The organism is Parabacteroides sp. TM07-1AC (assembly GCF_003480915.1).
GTDB classification, from domain to species: Bacteria; Bacteroidota; Bacteroidia; order Bacteroidales; family Tannerellaceae; genus Parabacteroides; species Parabacteroides chongii.
This window is the reverse complement of record NZ_QUKD01000009.1, coordinates 166,898-185,163: the sequence shown is the minus strand read 5'-3', so window position 1 is coordinate 185,163 and position 18,266 is coordinate 166,898. Positions and strand designations below refer to the sequence as shown.

Genomic DNA, 18,266 nt, shown 5'->3' with positions numbered 1-18,266 from the left:
TTGTATTAGAATGTAATATTTGCACCAAATGATATTTGTTTCAGTGAAGGATAACCTATACTGTTACCTATTTCAGGATCTTGTCCGGGGAAAGAAGTAAAAGTACACAGGTTCTCGCCGGAAAAATACAAACGGATACGTTCAGCGAATACCTTTCCCGAGATATTGGACGGCAATGTATATCCCACCGACAGATTCTTCAATTTCAGGAAATTCCCATTATACAGATAAAAAGTGCTCTCCTGCTTGTTTTGTGCCGCATTGGAGTTATTAAGAAGACGAGGATATTTACCGTTCAGATTATCGGGTGTCAGATCGGAAGCGTTACCTTCGCCATAATAATAGTGATCATCAGCAACCCGTTGTCCCAAAGCACTTCCATAACCTGTTGTCGGCAGGTTAAAACCAAACTGTGCCCAATACAGATCAAATCCCGCACTACCGGACCACAACATGGATACGTCAAAGTTATTCCAGGAGACATTCAATTGTAAACCAAAGTTATATTTAGGGGTCATTGATGTTCCGGTCAACTCTTTATCATACGTGTTTCCATAAATACCGTCACCATTGGTATCTGCATAAATCAAATCACCATACCACAGCTGATTCTTTCCGATATTCTGGTTCGGCATGAATTTATAGCCTGCCGCCTGCATGGCTTCCAACCATGCCATATCATCTTTGGTCCGGATCATACCATCTCTCGGACCGCCATTGACATTGACAGAACCGTCGGCATTGAAATACTGCTGATTCCCCTGATAAGGTGACAGAAGATGAAACTCGTGTATCTTATGCCCCTCAACAACCCTGCGCTGGTCTTTAGAATCGGACACGTCTCCTAAGTTTGATTTGTAAACTCTTTCTCCCTTTTCATTCACAACCCAACCTTCGGTCAGTTTTCCTTTATATTTGGTCACTTCATTATGGTTATAAGAGAAATTACCAATCACACTGTAGTTTACCTGTCCGATCTTATCTTTCCATCCCAAAGTCAGATCGATACCCCGGTTAGTCACTTCGGCAGTGTTACGCGTCGGTGCTTTTTTATCACCAGCTGTTAAATAGATTGGAGGAGTTGTCAAAATCCCGTCCGTTACTTTATTATAGACATCCACCTCTGCAGTCAACCGACTATTCAATAAAGCGGCATCAACACCCACATTAACTACGGAAGTCGTTTCCCATTTTAATAAGCCATTAGCAATCTTCTCCGGCCACAAACCAGTTTGCAAAATGCCATTCAACGGATATTTAACAGCCTCGTAAAGGGCCTGATAGTCATATTCACCATCTGTTGCATTATTTCCAAGTTGCCCCCAGGATAAACGCAGCTTCAGGTTCTGAAATAAATTCTGGCTTTTCATAAAATCCTCTTCTGTGACACGCCACGCACCAGAGAAAGAAGGGAATACCCCCCATCGGTTTCCGGATGCGAAATGGGAAGAACCATCATAGCGCATATTGGCTTCAAACAAGTAACGCGATTTATAAGCATAATTGATACGTCCGAAGAAAGAACGTAGAGACTTATCTTCCGCGGTTCCCTTAATCTCCACCATATCCGTTGCTGATCCCGGAGTTGAGATGCTCGGGTCAATCAGTCCTTTCTTCGTCGATTCATGATCATATTCTTTATAATAATATTCATTATATCCCAGAAGTACGTTGATATCATGATCGTTTGCAATGGTCTTGTCATAGCGAAGCAAGTTCTCCAACGTATAACTATGGTCGCCGTAATTCTTATAGTTGGTAGTCATCTGCGATGGGTCGGCTGCCGGAACACGGATTTCACCGGTACTAAATTTCACGCGCGGATTTGCCGTACTGTGCTGGTTCGACTCATCGAAACGGCGATTATAGTTGAAATTAAAGTCCCACGAAAAGTCTTTAAGGAATTTAATCTTCGAATAAACAGTCGTGTTGAAACGGGATGATTCTTTTAATCCTCCCTGTTTATTCAGGAACCAGGCCATATTATCCGTCTGGGTAGATTCTTCCGCTGCTTCCGGAAAACCATATTGTCCGTTATATTTTGGAATAACACCCGGACAAGTCTGGCCCATACCATCATTCATAGCCTTATAATCTCCCAACTCCGTAGATTGTAACACTGCATAGGTATTTGTTCCGACTGTCAGCCAATCGGTCACAGTCGCCTGAACATTGGCTCTGAATGAATAACGCTTTAAACCTGTATTTTCCACCAGTCCCGGATTATCCATATAACCCGCAGACAGCAGGAATGTAGTCTTGGCACTTCCCCCGCTCACTGACAATGAATGATTCTGAGCCACATTGTTCTGGTACATTTCCCGTTGCCAATTCGTGTTAGGATATGCCAGCCAGTTAGGAACGCCATTTTCAGTCAATCCGTTCGGGTTCTTATTCGCTTCCTCCCAAGTATCAATTGTTTTCTGACCATAGACATCAGGAGAACCTGTATTACGGGCACTCTCGTTCATTAATCGCATATAAGTCGGATAATCAGAAACTAGATCAACCAGATGGCTCGGTTTGGATATAGATATATTTCCACTATATGAGATATTGATCCGGTCTTTATTTCCCTTTTTCGTTGTTACCAAAATAACTCCATTAGCTGCACGAGATCCGTAAATAGAAGCAGATGCTGCATCTTTCAGAACAGAAACAGATTCAATATCGTTTGGATTCAAGATATTCAGATCTCCTTCCATTCCATCAATAATAACCAGCGGATCACTATTATTCAATGTCCCGACACCTCGAATACGGATCGTTGCATCATCCTCTCCCGGTCGTCCGGATCCTTGTAAGACAGAAACACCCGAACTTAATCCAGCCAAAGCAGAAGAAACATTCGTCACCGGACGAGACTCAGCCTGGTTAGCAAAATTAACCGTCGATACGGAACCCGTCAGATTCACTTTTTTCTGGACACCATAACCGACAACAACCACCTCTTCCAGTAATTCTGAATCTACTTTCAGATTCACATTCACGGCAGTCTTTCCTTTAACGGCTATTTCCTGCGTTTGATAGCCGATATAAGAGACGATCAATACAGCATCCGAAGAGACATCCAAAGAAAAATGTCCGTCCATATCGGTTATCGTACCCTCGGTCGTTCCTTTTACAGCAACATTCACTCCGATGACAGGTTCGCCGTTTTCATCGATGATAGTACCGGAGACAACCTTTTTCTGCAGGGAGACAGCTGCAACTTCTTGTTTATCTTCCGATGTAATGATGATATGTTTACCTTTTACCTCCCATTTAACCTGTTGTCCATCAAGGAGAGCTGCCAGTATTTCACGAACAGGTCTATCTACCAGATCGACTGACACAACCTTGTGGACGTCCACATCTTTTGTGTCAATAAAAAATGAATAATTACTTTGTTTCTTTATTGTTTCGATAGCATCTTTCAATGTCACATTCTTCACCACCAATGATATTTTTTGATTCTGCGGTAAGGATGCAAAAGCCAACTGTGGGGCTACTGCTAACGAAGCAAGACATAAAGCCGTAATAAATAACGTTTTTTTAGGTACAAATAATGCGGCTTTCTCTTTTTCAAAAGGAATGTTTTCCATAATTTTGTAGTGTTGTTTTTAATAACAAATTAGTTTAACGACTATTTGAATCGGGAAATGTTCGTACCATTTTCCGATTCTTTTTTATCTCTCATTTCCACTGCATTTCTCTTTTCCTATAGGCTTTCAAATTTAAGGTGAATACTCTGCTAATAAATCTCTATTATATCGTGTGTCTTTCTATATTTGAATTTACCGCTGCTCGACATGATCATCAGGATATCTTCCAGTGAATCGTCATTTCGGAAATCACCATAGAAAGTCAGATTCTTCTTTTCTTCTTTTCTGAATATAAAAGTGACATCAAACGACTTTTCCAATTGTCTGGCAATCTGTTCGAGCGTCAGTTCATTAAAGAAATGAGCCCCGGTCGTCCAGTCATCCGCCTGCGAAGCCGGTACTTTCCGTATATCTGTATGCCCGCTCTCCCGGTTATATATGACTTGTTGCTCCGGTTTCATGATCAACGAGGCATCCAAATCTTTTTTATTTATGAAATTGACCGCTCCCTCAGCCAGTATTACTTCTATATTTTTCTCGTCTTTATAAGCTTTCACACTGAAACGTGTTCCCAAAACTTTCACATCGATATCATTCGTAGTGACTATAAAAGGACATTTATCATTATGAGTGACTTCAAAGTAACCTTCTCCTTCCAATACTACATTCCTTTCTTTCGGTGAAAAACCTGCGGCATAACTAAGTTTACTACCTGCATTCAGCCATACCACCGATCCATCCTGCAATACGATCCGGCTACGCGATCCCATTGGGACTTCAATTGTCTGTATTGCCTGTAAATATTGAGACTGACCAACCGACCGACGATCGCCCAAATAGAAACCTGAGCCAATCAATAAGATTCCCAACACAACTGCTGCGGCTATCCGCACAAAAGACAACGAAAATCTTCTCGATAACTTTGCTTTCGAAAGCCTGCCCCGGAAATGTTGAAACGCCCGTTCGCTTTCTTCCTTGCTGCCGGCGGTAGCGTTAGCTGCCAGCCATATTTCGGTCATTTCATAAAAATATTGTTTATGAGCGGCATCGGCTGCCACCCATTTTTCCAGTTCAATGCGCTGTTCTTTATTCAACTCATTATTCAAATAAGCTGCGATCAGTTCATCCGGGTAATATGTATTCTCTGTATTATTCATTTTTATGTTGTTATAAGGTAGACAAGAAAAGGGAGGAAATGGGGTAGTCAGAATAGTTACTTTTTTCAAAACATTTTCATCAGGCAGGCTAAAAGCACTAACTGATAATCTTTTAGACGATCCCGCAAAATAGACAGAGCTTGCTTAATATGGTATTTGACGGTATTAACGGATATGCCCAGACGTTCGGCTATCTCCTCATGTTTCAGTTCTTCCAGGCGACTGAGGATAAATACCTGACGTGTTTCTTTAGGAAGCCGGTTTATTTCTTCATGGAGTTTCTCTGACATTTCCTTTTCCAGCAAACGTCCCAACGGATATTCGTCCGACAGGAATAACAAAGGGGAAGTGATATCGAGACCGTTCAGGCTGACTTCTTTCTCCACATAATTCTTCTGCAGATAATTCAAAGAGAAGTTACGAACCATACGTATCAGATACGCATTCAGGGATATTTGTATATCCAGTGTCTTACGGGTTTCCCAAAGGTGAAAAAAGACATCTGAGACAATCGTTTCCGCCAGAAAATCATCTTGCAGATATTGCCGGGAAATACAGAAAAGACGATGATAGTAATTGTCATAAAGACTACGGAAAGCATTTTCATCGCCCTCCTTTACTCCTCGTATTATTTGTTTTTCATAATATTCCACGTATCTCTCTCTCAATAAGGATAGGCAAAATTAATCAAAACATTTTATTTTCAATGTCATAGTATCAATCATTTAAGTACAAAGCCCCGGAAGACGCATCTCCCGGGGCTTGTTTTTGGTCTGTCTTCGCTCTTCACAGAGGTCGGAACAGAAGAACTTTATTTCATTACTTTAGTATTAATATCTACCGCTTGTTCGCCTGTCGCAGGGTAATTATCAGGGGGCGGTTCGCGAACCGCCCCTACGACGCGCGGTAAACAATTTAGAATTATTTGATTTTAAATAATTACTTATTTTACGATTGCTTTTACAGCGGCTTCGCCTTCAACAGCAACTACAACGATACCTGCAGGAGCAGAGATTGTAGCTTCGTCAGAAGTGATCACTGCATTAGCAACAGTCTGACCAAGCACGTTACTGATAGTAACTTTCTTACCTTCAGCACCCTTGATGATAACTGCACCGTTAGCAGCTACAACACTGATTGAAGAAGCGTCGATTGTTTCGTTAGCAACCGGATCACGTTTAACGTTTTCTTCGATACCGAATACATCACCGTTTTCATAACCTTTTGTTACTACTACTGTACCGTTGATCCATTTCAGGTAACCTTCGTTAGAAACATAACCTGGGTTCTTTTCGTAAGCTTCTGCAAATTCAGCAGCTGTATCATATTCATTTTCATCACCCAGATATTTCTTCCATTGAGTCTGGATTTTGAATGTTTTAGCAGCGCTATCTACATAACGGAAAGCAAACTTAGCAACGTTGAAATCAGGAGCATTCATACCGATCTTAACTATTTCACCACCCTGACGAGTCAGATACAATGTATCGTTCGTATGGTAACCTTCTACGAATGACAGTTTAGCAAGCTTTTCACCAGCTTCATCGTCGTTTGTATACCAGTTGCTGTGGATATGGTTTACGCCATATACGTTAGCTGTGTCAATCAGGTTCACCAGGAAGCGACCATAAACTGTATCGATACCACCGATGATCGGTTCGTGACTCGGAATTTCACAATCTTCTGTATGAAGACCAAATGAAGGATTCAGCGTCAACAGATACTGATAAGTTGTATTCAATACGCCATCAGCATCCCAACGGTTGATGTAAGCAGTGTCAGCAAAGATAGCCGGGTTTACATTGAACTGGTTGATGTTGTCGATGTTCAGGAAGCTCAAAGTATCTTTTTCGACGATTGACTTTTCATCCCCTTTTTCAAACAATACCTGGGAGTTGTTTTCGTCACGGTACAAGCTGATAGTATCACCCCATTCTACACCAATCTTATGATATTCTGAAGCGTCTGCAGCTTCCACTACCATTATAGAGTTGTTGTCGTCAGCATAAGTTTCCATCTTTTCCAGGTAACCGTTGTCCGGGCTGTTAGACAGAGACACCTTAGAATCGAATGCTTCGTCATTAAGTTCGATGAAGTTATAACCGTTCGGTTTTACCTTCAAGGCGAAACGTGCTGCTTTTGTATAATTACCAACACTGTTATCTTTGTTCTTTGCATCACAAGCATAATAGTCGAAGTGAGTCTTGCTTTCCGGATTGAATGCAACGAATTCACGGTTTTCTACTTTCTGGAATGTATACGGAAGGATAGCTAATGTATCTTTCTTGATCTTCTTAGCGTCAGTTTCTCTCCCATTACCATCTTTGTTAAGTATATAATACTCAGTGATGATCTTTACAGTATCCACTTCTGTATACTTACCATCTTCGTCAGCCTTCATTGCGAAGTGCAGTTTCCACTTGTCTGCAGCTTCTGAATCAGCAACAGCACCGATCTTATGGCTATTGTCATGATTTTCCACGAAGTAAGCATTATGGTTACCTGCGATTGCATGATATTGACCCAGGTGATAGTTATTGCTTCTCAATGTATTTTCAGTTGTCTGCATATAACCCTGGAAGTTGTCAGCTTTAGATGATTCTTCCAGATAAACGATATCGTTTTCATCACCTTTAAGGTTATCCTGTGAAGTAGAGTTCAGACTATTAACCTTAGTCGAATATACTTCAAACTTACCATCACGTTCACGCAAGCTAAGATTCATAATCTTCACAGACGGATTTTCACGGTTTGTCAAAGTAAATGTATTCGTGTTCGGATCAGCATCTGTAACCAACCACTGTGCTTCAGGAGCAGATTCAGCTACGGTGTTAGATGCTACATAGTCAGCAACAGCAGTAGTCGTTCCTTGTACCCATGCAGAAGTCGATGCATCCCATTTAGGAGCTTCACCGTTCTTGTCATAAGTTACAGCCAGAATACCGTTCAGCTTATATTCCTCATCTTCAGCTTTTGCGTTAGCTCTTGAGTTTGCATAAGAAATATTCCACAGTTTGCCTAACAGATTCTTAACAGGATAAATATTGTCACCACCCAGTTTGATATACGGCAATTTAGCTTTTGCATCTGTAGAAGTTGTCAGATAATATTTGCTATCATTGAACAGGATAGAAACATTTCCTTCACCTACTACTACCAGCTTAGTGATAACAGACTCATTACCCTGAGCATACTGGAACTGGAATTTACTTACGTATTGACCAGCCTTTCCTTTATTAATCTCTTTTTCAGTCAACCATTTGAAAGCACCACTAACCTTACCGCCTACTGTTGCTTCAGTATCCAATACTAATTTCTTAGCACCTGTACCTTGGTCAAACTCTTCATTATCCCACAATTCTACTTCAGTAGCGTTCGCACTTGTACCCTTCGGATACATCTTTTGCTGGAATACACTGATATTTTCGATTGTCTTATCTTCGTCTTTTTCGTACTTAACAGTCAGTTCGAAACCGGGTTGCAGAAGATCATTCAATTCTTTTTGTGTATGAGCCAGAGGGAAAGCCTGATAGAAACCGAAAATAGCAGGAGTACCTCCGGTAGTTCCGGTTACATTAATAGCGTTACCACCTTTATCAGATAAAGTAATACCATTTACAGAATACTTTGTATTTGCCTTGAATTCTTTCTGATAAGCATTGCCATCAGCATCTTTTGCCAAGCTTGTGAAAGTATAATAGATATCATCACCCATTACAGTCTTTTCAGAAACTTTCCACAAGTACTTTTCATAATCATCCATGTCTGACGGACTGATAGCACCTGCATTAGCATCAGCTGTCAGATAATTAACAGTACTTCCTGATTTTAATGCAATAACAGCATATCCGGAAGGTACACTTTCCAACAACTTCAGGTCACCACTTACAATATTCTGAGCTCCAGTAATATTCATTGACGAATGTAACTGAGAACCTGCCAATACAGCAGAAGCATAGAATGTTTCAGTACCTGCACCACCAGTCAATGCACCGCCTGCTATACCAAATGTTGCACCCAAAGTAGGATCAGTAACAATTGAATAAGTAGGCGCTGCATAGTTCAAAACCGCAGTTTTGTCAGCCTGTTCAGCTGCAACTGAATACAATTTACCATTATCCCACAACCAAGAAGCACTTAATGCATTGGCTGCTGTCGGAGCACTAGATAATTCCTTAATTACATATGCACCATCTTTCAGTTCTACTGCAAGATACTTATTTCCAGATGTTTTAACATAAACAGGAGTATTATAAGTAGGAGCAACTTCATCTGCTGTTGCAGCGAAATCCAAAGCGCCGTCATCACCAGCAGGCAGGTCGAAACCAGGAACATCTTTGTAAGCACTTGAAAGGTAAGCACCTACTACATAAGAAGAACCATTATTTTCAATAGTCAGTGTACCATTAGCATTCTTAAACTCGTAAGTTTCGTCATAGCTGGTATGCTTACTTGTTGTAGCAGCCCAATCGGTGTTTACTGTAAACTTCACAGTACCATCCGAATTAACGGTAACATCAAATTCTACACGCTTAGTAGCAGCTACATCAGCAGCATTGGACAACGTTACAGCTCCAGTCGCTGTATTACCATCATCCACTGTTACATAATAACCTTCACTAGTCTTTAAAAAAGAACCATTAGTACCTGCTTCCAATTCCCAACCTGCAGAATTTGCATCTGCAATAGCCATAGCACTCCATGAAGCTGTAGTAGTAGTAGCAGTCAAGGCATTTGTTAATCCCTCTCCATCAGCTGTAATAGCATCTCCCAACAAATACTTAACCCCAACTGCCGGAGTAGTAACCTGTACTACCTTAGCATCCAGCGTCGTCCAAGCTCCGGCTGCCAAAAGGACAGCCACTAACGTAGAAAACTTTTTGTTCATAATCAATAAATTTAATATTAATAATAGTGTATATAAAAGTTCTTTTCAATAAGCGTTTAAACCTCGTCCGATATCGAGTGACTAATTTAAACGTCCCTTTTTTCTAGTCATTTTTTGAGAGTTCGTAATCAAAAGGGCGAAGTTCGTACAGACTTTGCTATCGTGTTGATAAGAAAGGAAATAGGAACAGGAAAAAATAAACAAGAAAAGATTGCCGGTTAAAAATATTGTCGTAATTTTGTGACTAGAAAAAAGGGACGTTAAAATTAGTCATTCATTTTTCGCCTTCTAGTCTTTAATTATCATACTCCACAAAGGCATAAATCAATTATTTTCTTTTTATAGGTTTCAGTCTTACTATATATAATGTACGCGCACGTACATTAATATTATTATATACCTGGAGCTTCTCAAATGCGATTATTACGAATTTTCGCATTTTCATGCACAAAACCACCGATGAAAAGACTTTTCACGACCAAAAGGTTCATCATTCATCCTACATTCATCCATCAAAGTTTACCCCACATATTATAATAAAAGTTCTACATATTATGGAACCAGAGTTCTATATATTACGGAACTAAAGTTCCATATATTGCGAAACTTTAGTTATATAATATATGAAACTTTTATTCCATATTATATGAAACAAAAGTTCCATTCCATGAAAAAACAATGAAACTGGAATATACTAATTATCAGGCATTAACCCAAATCGTAATACTCCCGGTATTCGTCATATTTCGGTTCATCCTCGATATCTTGACGGAGAAACAGCTTTTTGATATAAGCCTGCTCTTTGGGTTTGACCATACGCTCCTTCCGCTTGCAACGGTAAAAGTTAGAACGCCCCATATAGCTCATTATTTGACCTTTGATGATATTGGCTTTGCGGACGGGAAGGTCATCGAACAAGCCGGTTATGCCTATCGCAAACCGCTGGGGCTGATCGAGCAGGAAGAAACGACAGGTCTCGCCGGAAAGGGATTCCAGGTAACCGGGATTGATTATATACAAGCCAGCGCGCTCCTTTGGAACACGAAGAGCCATTTGATGTCGTAAGCAACTATCACAACGCCGGCACTGTTCATTGAAGCAATGAGCGAAAGTAGCAGGAAAATCAGCATAATTGAAATCAGCTTTCATAATTTATAGATTTTACGGATACCATGATTTACAAAGATAGCACATTATACTCGTCATCCTATAAAATAGTTTCGGATTTTATCCCTATCTTCGCCTACAAATAGTGCAAAAGCCATGAGAAAAACGATCATACTATTCATCTTCCTGCATGTCCTTTCTTACGCCTTCCCTATCTATTTTAAACATATCGGGATGAAAGAAGGGCTTTCCCAACTTTCCGTAATGTCCATCTACCAGGATGAACTGGGGCGCATGTGGTTCGGGACGGAAGAAGGACTGAGCGTTTTCGACGGTGTCCGTGTCACCTCACACAAACCCACGCTGAAAAGCGGGACGGACAAAGAGACCACGATCGGCAACAGCATCAATTTCATAACCGGAGACCAGCAGGGAAATATCTACTTCACTTCCGATAATGCGCTCATACAATACAGTCTGCATACGCAGGAGTTTACCTGCCTGGAACGATCGATAGTCACAGCCGTTGCATTCGGTGGCGAACAACTCTGGGTCGGGATAGCGGATTCTGTCTTTATCTGGGAGCCGCAAAAGAAAGAGCTTCAGTTCCAGTTCAAGCTGGAGTTTCGTTACCAGCATGCCACCCGTATCCTCGTCGATTCGCAGAAACAATGCTGGGTCGGGACGAATGCCGGGTTATACATGAGAGAAAAGGATAAACCGTTGAACTGTATCATTCCGAGCGAAGATATCTATGCCCTGTTCGAAGATTCGCATGCCAACCTGTGGATCTCGGCACGAATGAACGGACTTTATAAAAGGGAACCTTCCGGTAACTTCGAACGTTTCCGCTATGACCCGACGAAAGCAAACAATATCTCCAGCAACCAGGTCAGAGGGATTGTGGAAGATAACTTCGGTAATCTCTGGATAGGCACTTTCACGGGACTGAACAAATACAATCCGCATAACGGTCATTTCCAGGTCTATACCCGCGACAATCTTCCGGGCAGCCTCGCCCACTCTTCCGTCTTTCCGGTTTTCAAAGACCAGCAGGGAAGTATCTGGCTGGGGACTTATTACGGAGGTGTCCATTATTTCAATCCCGAAATGGATCTGTTTACCTTTTATACGGCGGATAAGTCCAGAAACGACTGTGTCAGTTTCCCCTTTGTCGGACATATGGTGGAAGATAAAGACGAGAATATCTGGATCTGCACCGAAGGCGGCGGACTGAACCTCTTCGACCGGGAAAAGAAGACATTCACCTATTTCATGGCCGACCCGGATAAGAACTCCATCGCCCACGACAATCTGAAAGATATAGCCTACAGCGCCAAACGCAACAAGCTGTATATCGGTACGCACACCGGCGGACTGTCCATTTTCGATATTCCCCGCAGACGATTCAGAAACCCTTATTTTGAAACTCCTTCGTATGCAGTAGTGGCAGGCGACCGTATCAACCAAATGCAGATATGGAAAGATAAATACCTGATATTCCTGACCCAGTGGGGAAGTGTCAAGATGGATCTCGACACGGAGCAGATCACACCGATATTTCCCAGCGGCAAACAATACGGCAACCACAGCTTCACAATCGACTCGAACGATTACATCTGGATAACTTCCGGTAAGATTATCTATAAAATCAATCTGAACAATGAAGAGGATAAAACCGTCTTCCGTTGCGGACAGGACGGGCTGGGAGATCAGCCTATCTCGACTATCCGTGAAGACAAAAAAGGAAATATATGGTTTGGTACGCATGGAGCCGGCTTATATTTATATGATCGGCAAAAGAATAAATTCAAAGGATATACTACGGAAAACAGCCTGATCCTCAGTAACTATTGCTACGAGATACAAGACTCACAGCAGGGTTATCTGATTATTTCCGGTGATAAAGGGCTCTCTTTCTTCGATCCGGAGCAGGAACTGTTCAAAGTGGTCGAACTCGGCACGGCGCTTCCTCTGTCGGGAATCAATAAAGGGTGCGGGCTTCTGGTATGTGACAACGGCGAGATATTTGTCGGAGGCATAGACGGTTTGAGTACGTTCTTCGAACAGGATATGTTTCGTCCCGCCAAAGATTATCAGTTGTATTTCTCCGAACTTTATGTGAATAACGAGTTGGTTTCGCCTAAAGACCCGACACGTATTTTATCCGAAGCACTGCCTTATACCCAGGAGCTCCACTTGAACCACAATCAGAACAATCTCATTATCGCGTTCAACTCGAACAACTATATCAATACTTTGAAAGAGACAGCTTACGAATATATGTTGGAAGGGTTTGACAGCAAATGGATCGGCAACAACGACAACAGTATCCAATATACGAACCTTAATCCGGGTAAATATACATTGGTCGTACGCGAAAAACAATACGACACGCGGATTGAACCGCAGACGATCCGGATGGGGATTACAATACATTCGCCGTTCTATGCTACGCCTCTGTTTTATATCTTATATGTGCTGGTTGGCGGCGGTCTGATCTTCGGTTTCTTCCGCTTCAAACAGTCGCAATTGCTTCTTAGGACTTCCCTGGAGTATGAACGGAAAGAGAAAGAGCGGATCGAGGAACTGAACCAGGCGAAGTTACAGTTCTTCTCCAATATATCGCACGAATTCCGCACGCCGCTGACGCTGATCATTTCACAGATAGAACTATTGCTGCAAAGCAGTTCACTGGCTCCTTCAACCTACAACAAGCTGTTGAAGATATATCGCAACACGCATAATATGAGGGCATTGATCAGCGAGTTGCTGGACTTCCGCAAACTGGAACAAGGGCATGTCAAATTGAAGGTGTACGAGCAGAACATCGTGCCGTTCCTGAAAGAGATCTATCTGTCGTTCTATGAATATGCTTCCAGCCGTTCGGTAACCTATCTTTTTACTTCCGGAGAAGAAAACATTCCCTGCTGGTTCGATCCCAAGCAGATGCAGAAAGTCTTTTATAACCTGCTGTCGAACGCTTTCAAATACACCAAGCCGGGAGCGAGTATCGAGATGGTGATCGAAGAGGATGAAACGACGATCATTGTCAAGATCATAGACAACGGAATCGGGATCAATAAGGAAGATATCGATAAGATATTCGACCGTTTTTATCAGGCGGGCAATCAGACACCGGATACACCACAGCCGAGTACCGGTATCGGACTGTCGCTCACCAAAAGCATCATCGGACTGCATCACGGTAAAATACAGGTGGAAAGTACGCCCGGATACGGAAGTATCTTCATCGTGCGGTTGCCTAAAGGGCGGACGCATTTCAAGGAAGGCGAATGCCAGTTCGTTGAACCGAACAACGAGGCTATACGGAACGAGATTCTCCCGGAAAGTATCCGTGCAGAGCTTCCTGAAAGCACTCCCGAACTATCTTTTGCTGAAACGGATGCGACCTATACGGTCCTGCTGGTCGATGATAACGAGGAATTGCTTCAGATACTTCATTCCCTGTTCTCGCCGATGTATAAAGTATTGCTGGCACGGAACGGGAAAGAGGGATTGGAGGTTGCGCGCAGTGAAAAGCCGGATATTATCGTAAGCGACATCATGATGCCGGAAATGTCCGGTACGGAGATGTGTCTGAAGATCAAGAACGATTTTGATGTCTGTCACATTCCGGTGATCCTGCTTACGGCACTCAGTTCGACGGAACAGAGCATAGAAGGGTTACAACGCGGGGCGGACGATTATATCAGCAAGCCGTTCAATGCCAAAGTGCTGCTGGCCCGCTGCAACAACCTGGTGCGTAACCGTATTATCCTGCAAAAGAAATTCAATGAGCAGAGGGATTTCGATACGCAGTCGCTTGCCAGCAATCCGATCGACCAAAAGTTTATGGATGCCGTAAACAAGATCATCGAAGAGAACCTCAACAACATCGAATTCGATATGAACACGCTGGCAAAGGAACTGGGATTGAGCCGCAGTTCTTTATATGCCAAGTTCAAAGCTCTTACCGGTATGACTCCGAATGATTTCGTGCTGAATTGTAAACTGAAGCGGGCAGCAACGTTGCTGATCGACCGTCCCGATCTCCAAATAGCCGAGATATCGGATATGCTGGGCTTCGGCTCTCCCCGTTATTTCACCCGTTGCTTCAAGGCACAGTTCGATACGACACCGGCGGAATACAGGAAGAAATCACTTCATTCATAAAAAACGGATAGGCACCGCTTACAGCACGGGTACCTATCCGTTTTATAAGTAATATCTCATTTACTATTTAGCTTCTATATCCTTTTTACGTTTCAGGGCTTCGACGAAATAATAATCGGCATAGTTCAACGGAACATCGATTTCCGAATTATGAGGAATACTACCCACAGAATGCATCAGGATAAAGTTGCCGTTCGTACCTAAAGCCGCACGATAAGCCGGAGAAGCCAGCGATGTCATGATGTTGTCGGCATATGTTTTATAGTCTGCCGCATTCTCAACATCCAGCGTGCTGATCTCATACAAAGCGGAAGCGATACAAGAAGCAGCCGAGGCATCGCGCGGTTCGTTCGGAATATTCGGTGCATCCATATCCCAGTAAGGGATCAGGTCAGCCGGCATTGCCTTATGATTCTTCATGAAGTTGAATGTCTTCAGCGCCTGATCCAGATACTTACGGTCGCCTGTTTCACGATAGCAAACCACAAAACCGTAGATTGCCCACGCTTGTCCGCGGCTCCAGGCTGATTCGTGTGCATATCCCTGTGCCGTATGGCGGTGACGTACGGAACCATCTTCCAGGCTATAATCGATCACATGGTAACAGCTGCCATCCGAACGGAAGTGTTCCTGCAGCGTGCGGTCGGCATGCGCCAGGGCTATTTTATAGAAAGAAGAATCGCCGGATAAACGAGTGGCTTCGAACATCAGTTCCAGGTTCATCATATTATCGATGATCACCGGACATTCCCAGCCACGTTCCGACTGCCAGCCACGATCGACATTCCAGGACTGGATCACCTGTGGAGCTTCACGAAAACGGGTAGACAATGACTTGGCGGCCTGCACCATCACTTCTTTATAAGACGGATCGGCAGTCAGACGCAAACCGTTACCGAAACTGCAGTTGATAATGAACCCGATGTCATGATGCCAGGTCAGGTTCTTGGCTTCTTCGATTGCCAGCGTATATTTCTGGGCAAGCGGGAGCAATGCCGTATCGCCCGTCAATTCATACAGATACCACACTGACCCAGGGAAAAATCCGCTGCGCCAGTCTGCATAACCGCAATAATAGACGGAACTGTCTTTTTTCAACGTGACAGGATTCATAAATTTACCATTGGCTTCGATGATTTCTATTTCCTTACCGATCTGCGCGCGGGCGAAATCGGCATTCTCATCAACAAAGCTTTTCTCTACTGTTTTAGGTGCTCCTCCGCACGATATCAGGAAGGTGGAGAAAGCAAGAGCGATCCAATTTTTCATTCTTTCTTTATTTATTGTTTTGTTTGATTGTGTACACATACGTTCCGGAGAGGGCTTTCTTCTTTGCCGTCAAAGAAAGGCGGTATATCTCTTTTCCCCACACATTGGATAAACGCGGATCATCCAGCGTAATAGTCTCGAGCGAAGGAGTAAAAGTGTTTTTATCATATTGCAGGTTAACCTTTTCGCCATTCACTTCGATAGCGACTACACCGGGAGTGGCAATATCCACTTGCCCCCAGGTCAGGAAGTTAACGCGGTTGAAGTCTTTCAACTCATTCAAAGTGAATGTGTCTTTGATCTTCAATTCTCCTTTGCCCAGCGTATAGGAACGAAGCCATTTATTGACTCCGGCTTCTTCGGGGTAAGCAGTAGCGATGTTAGCCGAGAACGTACTGCTTTTCGGATAAAAAGAAACGTCCGTTGCTTTATATTTTGCTCCGAATGATTGGGGTACACCGTTTATCATCGGTAAGTTATGATAGTTGCTTTGCATGGTCCAGATCGTATATCGTTCGCTGCTGAACGTCTGACGGGTATACGTTCCTACGCCGGCATCGATAAAAACCGGAGTCGTATGCAGGTAGAGCGAGAAAGTTCCGGCATCGTTGTGATTATGACTTTCATTATTATAGCCTCCCTTGGCAGCGAAGAAAAGACCGGATTTGTTTGTCATATAACAGAACTCTGTTTCCGGGTACCAGGTATAAGCGGGCGATTCGTAGACAGGTTTTACCTGCTCCATGTCTTTGGCATAAAGAATACTTTGCAATGTGCGGAATATATCCCGTCCGGAAGAAGGGGCTTTCTGCTTCGACAGGCTGCTGAGATAAGCAGCATACTGCATCATCACATCGCTGCCCACTGCTTTTCCATAGCGGAAGATGATCGGTGCATCTCCTCCCCCTTTGGCGGAAGCATCGGCAAAGTTCACCACCCAGCCGTTCCCTACGTATGAACGGGCAATGTATTCGCCCATGTTCCTGATCATCGGTTGGTCGAACAGACTGATCTTACCACCTGTTCCGTCATATAATAATTGCAGATAGTCATACATCTTTCCGGCAGCATGCCCCCAATAGGAAGGGCCTTCTTCACAAGCTCCGTCGGAATGAGTATAGTTGATGAATTTATCGACTGAAACCATCGTACGGTAAACGGCTTTTGCCAACGTTTCTTTATCATTTTCCAATAACAGAAAACATTGCAGGACATTCGAGTTACACCACGGATTCCAGTTGTTAACCAAAGTTCCCGGCTTATAGTTGAAAGCCATCCACCAGAAACGATCTTCTTTCATATAGGTATCGAGAATACGTTCCTGCAACTCATGGCGCAAGCGTTCGGAGATAACCGGATTTACCTTGTCAAACTCGGAGTGGAAGAAGTAGTAAGTCCATGAAAGCAATGATCCCAAATCACCGGAAGTTAGGTCGATCACGTGTTCTTTATAGTCCGGCAAAGACCTTTTCGAATGCTGTGCGCTCAAATGGGCGGACAAAACCCAGGAAGTCATTTCACAGGATTGGTACACACCATTGATTAGCTGGTCGATAAAACGGCCTTTTCCTTCGGCCAGTTCTGCCATCAACAGATCGGCAAGGGCTGTATTATTACTACCGAAAGGATCTTCCATGATCCGACGGTTGCCGCTACGTTCATATTCTATATAATCGGTAGCTTTTACGACTTTCCATTCGTAGTCCAACCACTTCTCTCCCCGTTTGATATACTCATTCTTGTAGTTACCCAGAAACTGATCCCAACCGGCACGGTCGGTATAAAGTGGGTAAGTCACCCACTCCTGGTTGAGAATCAATACAGATTCCAGTTTTTCCACATTGGCAGCCTGTTGTAGCAAATCCCGTTCAACATATGCATGGACAGGGGTTGTTAATAGTAGTAACAGGCACAATAAAGTTACATTTTTACATACATTCATAAGTCGCATTTGTTTCATGGTAATACACAAAAGTAGAAAGAAAGTCCATAAACTACAGGATTATTTATCCAATTCATGTGCCCCAATCGTCCAAAAGGGAGGTTTTAACGGGTTTTCTCATAGTCGTAGTTCGTATAGAACTA

The 18,266-nt window shown here is 43.0% G+C and carries 8 protein-coding genes; 1 reads left to right on the top strand and 7 read right to left on the bottom strand.

Features of this window, described 5'->3' with window-relative positions; genetic code table 11:
• Positions 1 to 5: 5 nt before the first annotated feature.
• The 5 genes from DXD68_RS17610 to DXD68_RS17590 all read right to left on the bottom strand — a co-directional run bounded on the left by DXD68_RS17610 (position 6) and on the right by DXD68_RS17590 (position 10,778).
• Positions 6 to 3,584 carry a TonB-dependent receptor gene (locus DXD68_RS17610; RefSeq protein ID WP_122362824.1) on the bottom strand — a complete coding sequence of 1,193 codons (3,579 nt, stop codon included), beginning with the start codon at positions 3,582 to 3,584 and terminating at the stop codon, positions 6 to 8.
• A 149-nt stretch (positions 3,585 to 3,733) separates the two neighbouring features.
• Entirely contained in the window at positions 3,734 to 4,741 is a 1,008-nt protein-coding gene (locus tag DXD68_RS17605; RefSeq protein WP_122362823.1) for a FecR family protein, read from the bottom strand.
• A 65-nt stretch (positions 4,742 to 4,806) separates the two neighbouring features.
• Positions 4,807 to 5,394, bottom strand: coding sequence for an RNA polymerase sigma-70 factor (locus tag DXD68_RS17600; RefSeq protein ID WP_122362923.1), 588 nt, complete (start codon positions 5,392 to 5,394; stop codon positions 4,807 to 4,809).
• A 290-nt stretch (positions 5,395 to 5,684) separates the two neighbouring features.
• Positions 5,685 to 9,629: a DUF6383 domain-containing protein gene (locus tag DXD68_RS17595; RefSeq protein ID WP_147383003.1), complete on the bottom strand. Its 3,945-nt coding sequence runs from the start codon at positions 9,627 to 9,629 to the stop codon at positions 5,685 to 5,687.
• Positions 9,630 to 10,337: 708 nt separating this feature from the next.
• A complete protein-coding gene (locus DXD68_RS17590; protein WP_122362821.1) occupies positions 10,338 to 10,778 on the bottom strand; it encodes a DUF6078 family protein in 441 nt (146 codons plus the stop codon).
• Between the two features lie 114 nt (positions 10,779 to 10,892).
• Here DXD68_RS17590 and DXD68_RS17585 point away from each other — a divergent pair, with 114 nt between their 5' ends.
• Positions 10,893 to 14,912 carry a two-component regulator propeller domain-containing protein gene (locus tag DXD68_RS17585; RefSeq protein ID WP_122362820.1) on the top strand — a complete coding sequence of 1,340 codons (4,020 nt, stop codon included), beginning with the start codon at positions 10,893 to 10,895 and terminating at the stop codon, positions 14,910 to 14,912.
• A 63-nt stretch (positions 14,913 to 14,975) separates the two neighbouring features.
• Here the strand turns inward: DXD68_RS17585 and DXD68_RS17580 are convergent, their stop codons facing one another.
• Together DXD68_RS17580 and DXD68_RS17575 are read right to left on the bottom strand one after the other, a co-directional pair.
• Positions 14,976 to 16,181 (bottom strand): glycoside hydrolase family 88 protein, encoded by a 1,206-nt coding sequence (locus DXD68_RS17580; RefSeq protein WP_199715733.1) that lies wholly within the window; start codon positions 16,179 to 16,181, stop codon positions 14,976 to 14,978.
• A 7-nt stretch (positions 16,182 to 16,188) separates the two neighbouring features.
• Positions 16,189 to 18,123 carry a heparinase II/III family protein gene (locus tag DXD68_RS17575; protein WP_122362819.1) on the bottom strand — a complete coding sequence of 645 codons (1,935 nt, stop codon included), beginning with the start codon at positions 18,121 to 18,123 and terminating at the stop codon, positions 16,189 to 16,191.
• Between the last annotated feature and the right edge of the window lie 143 nt (positions 18,124 to 18,266).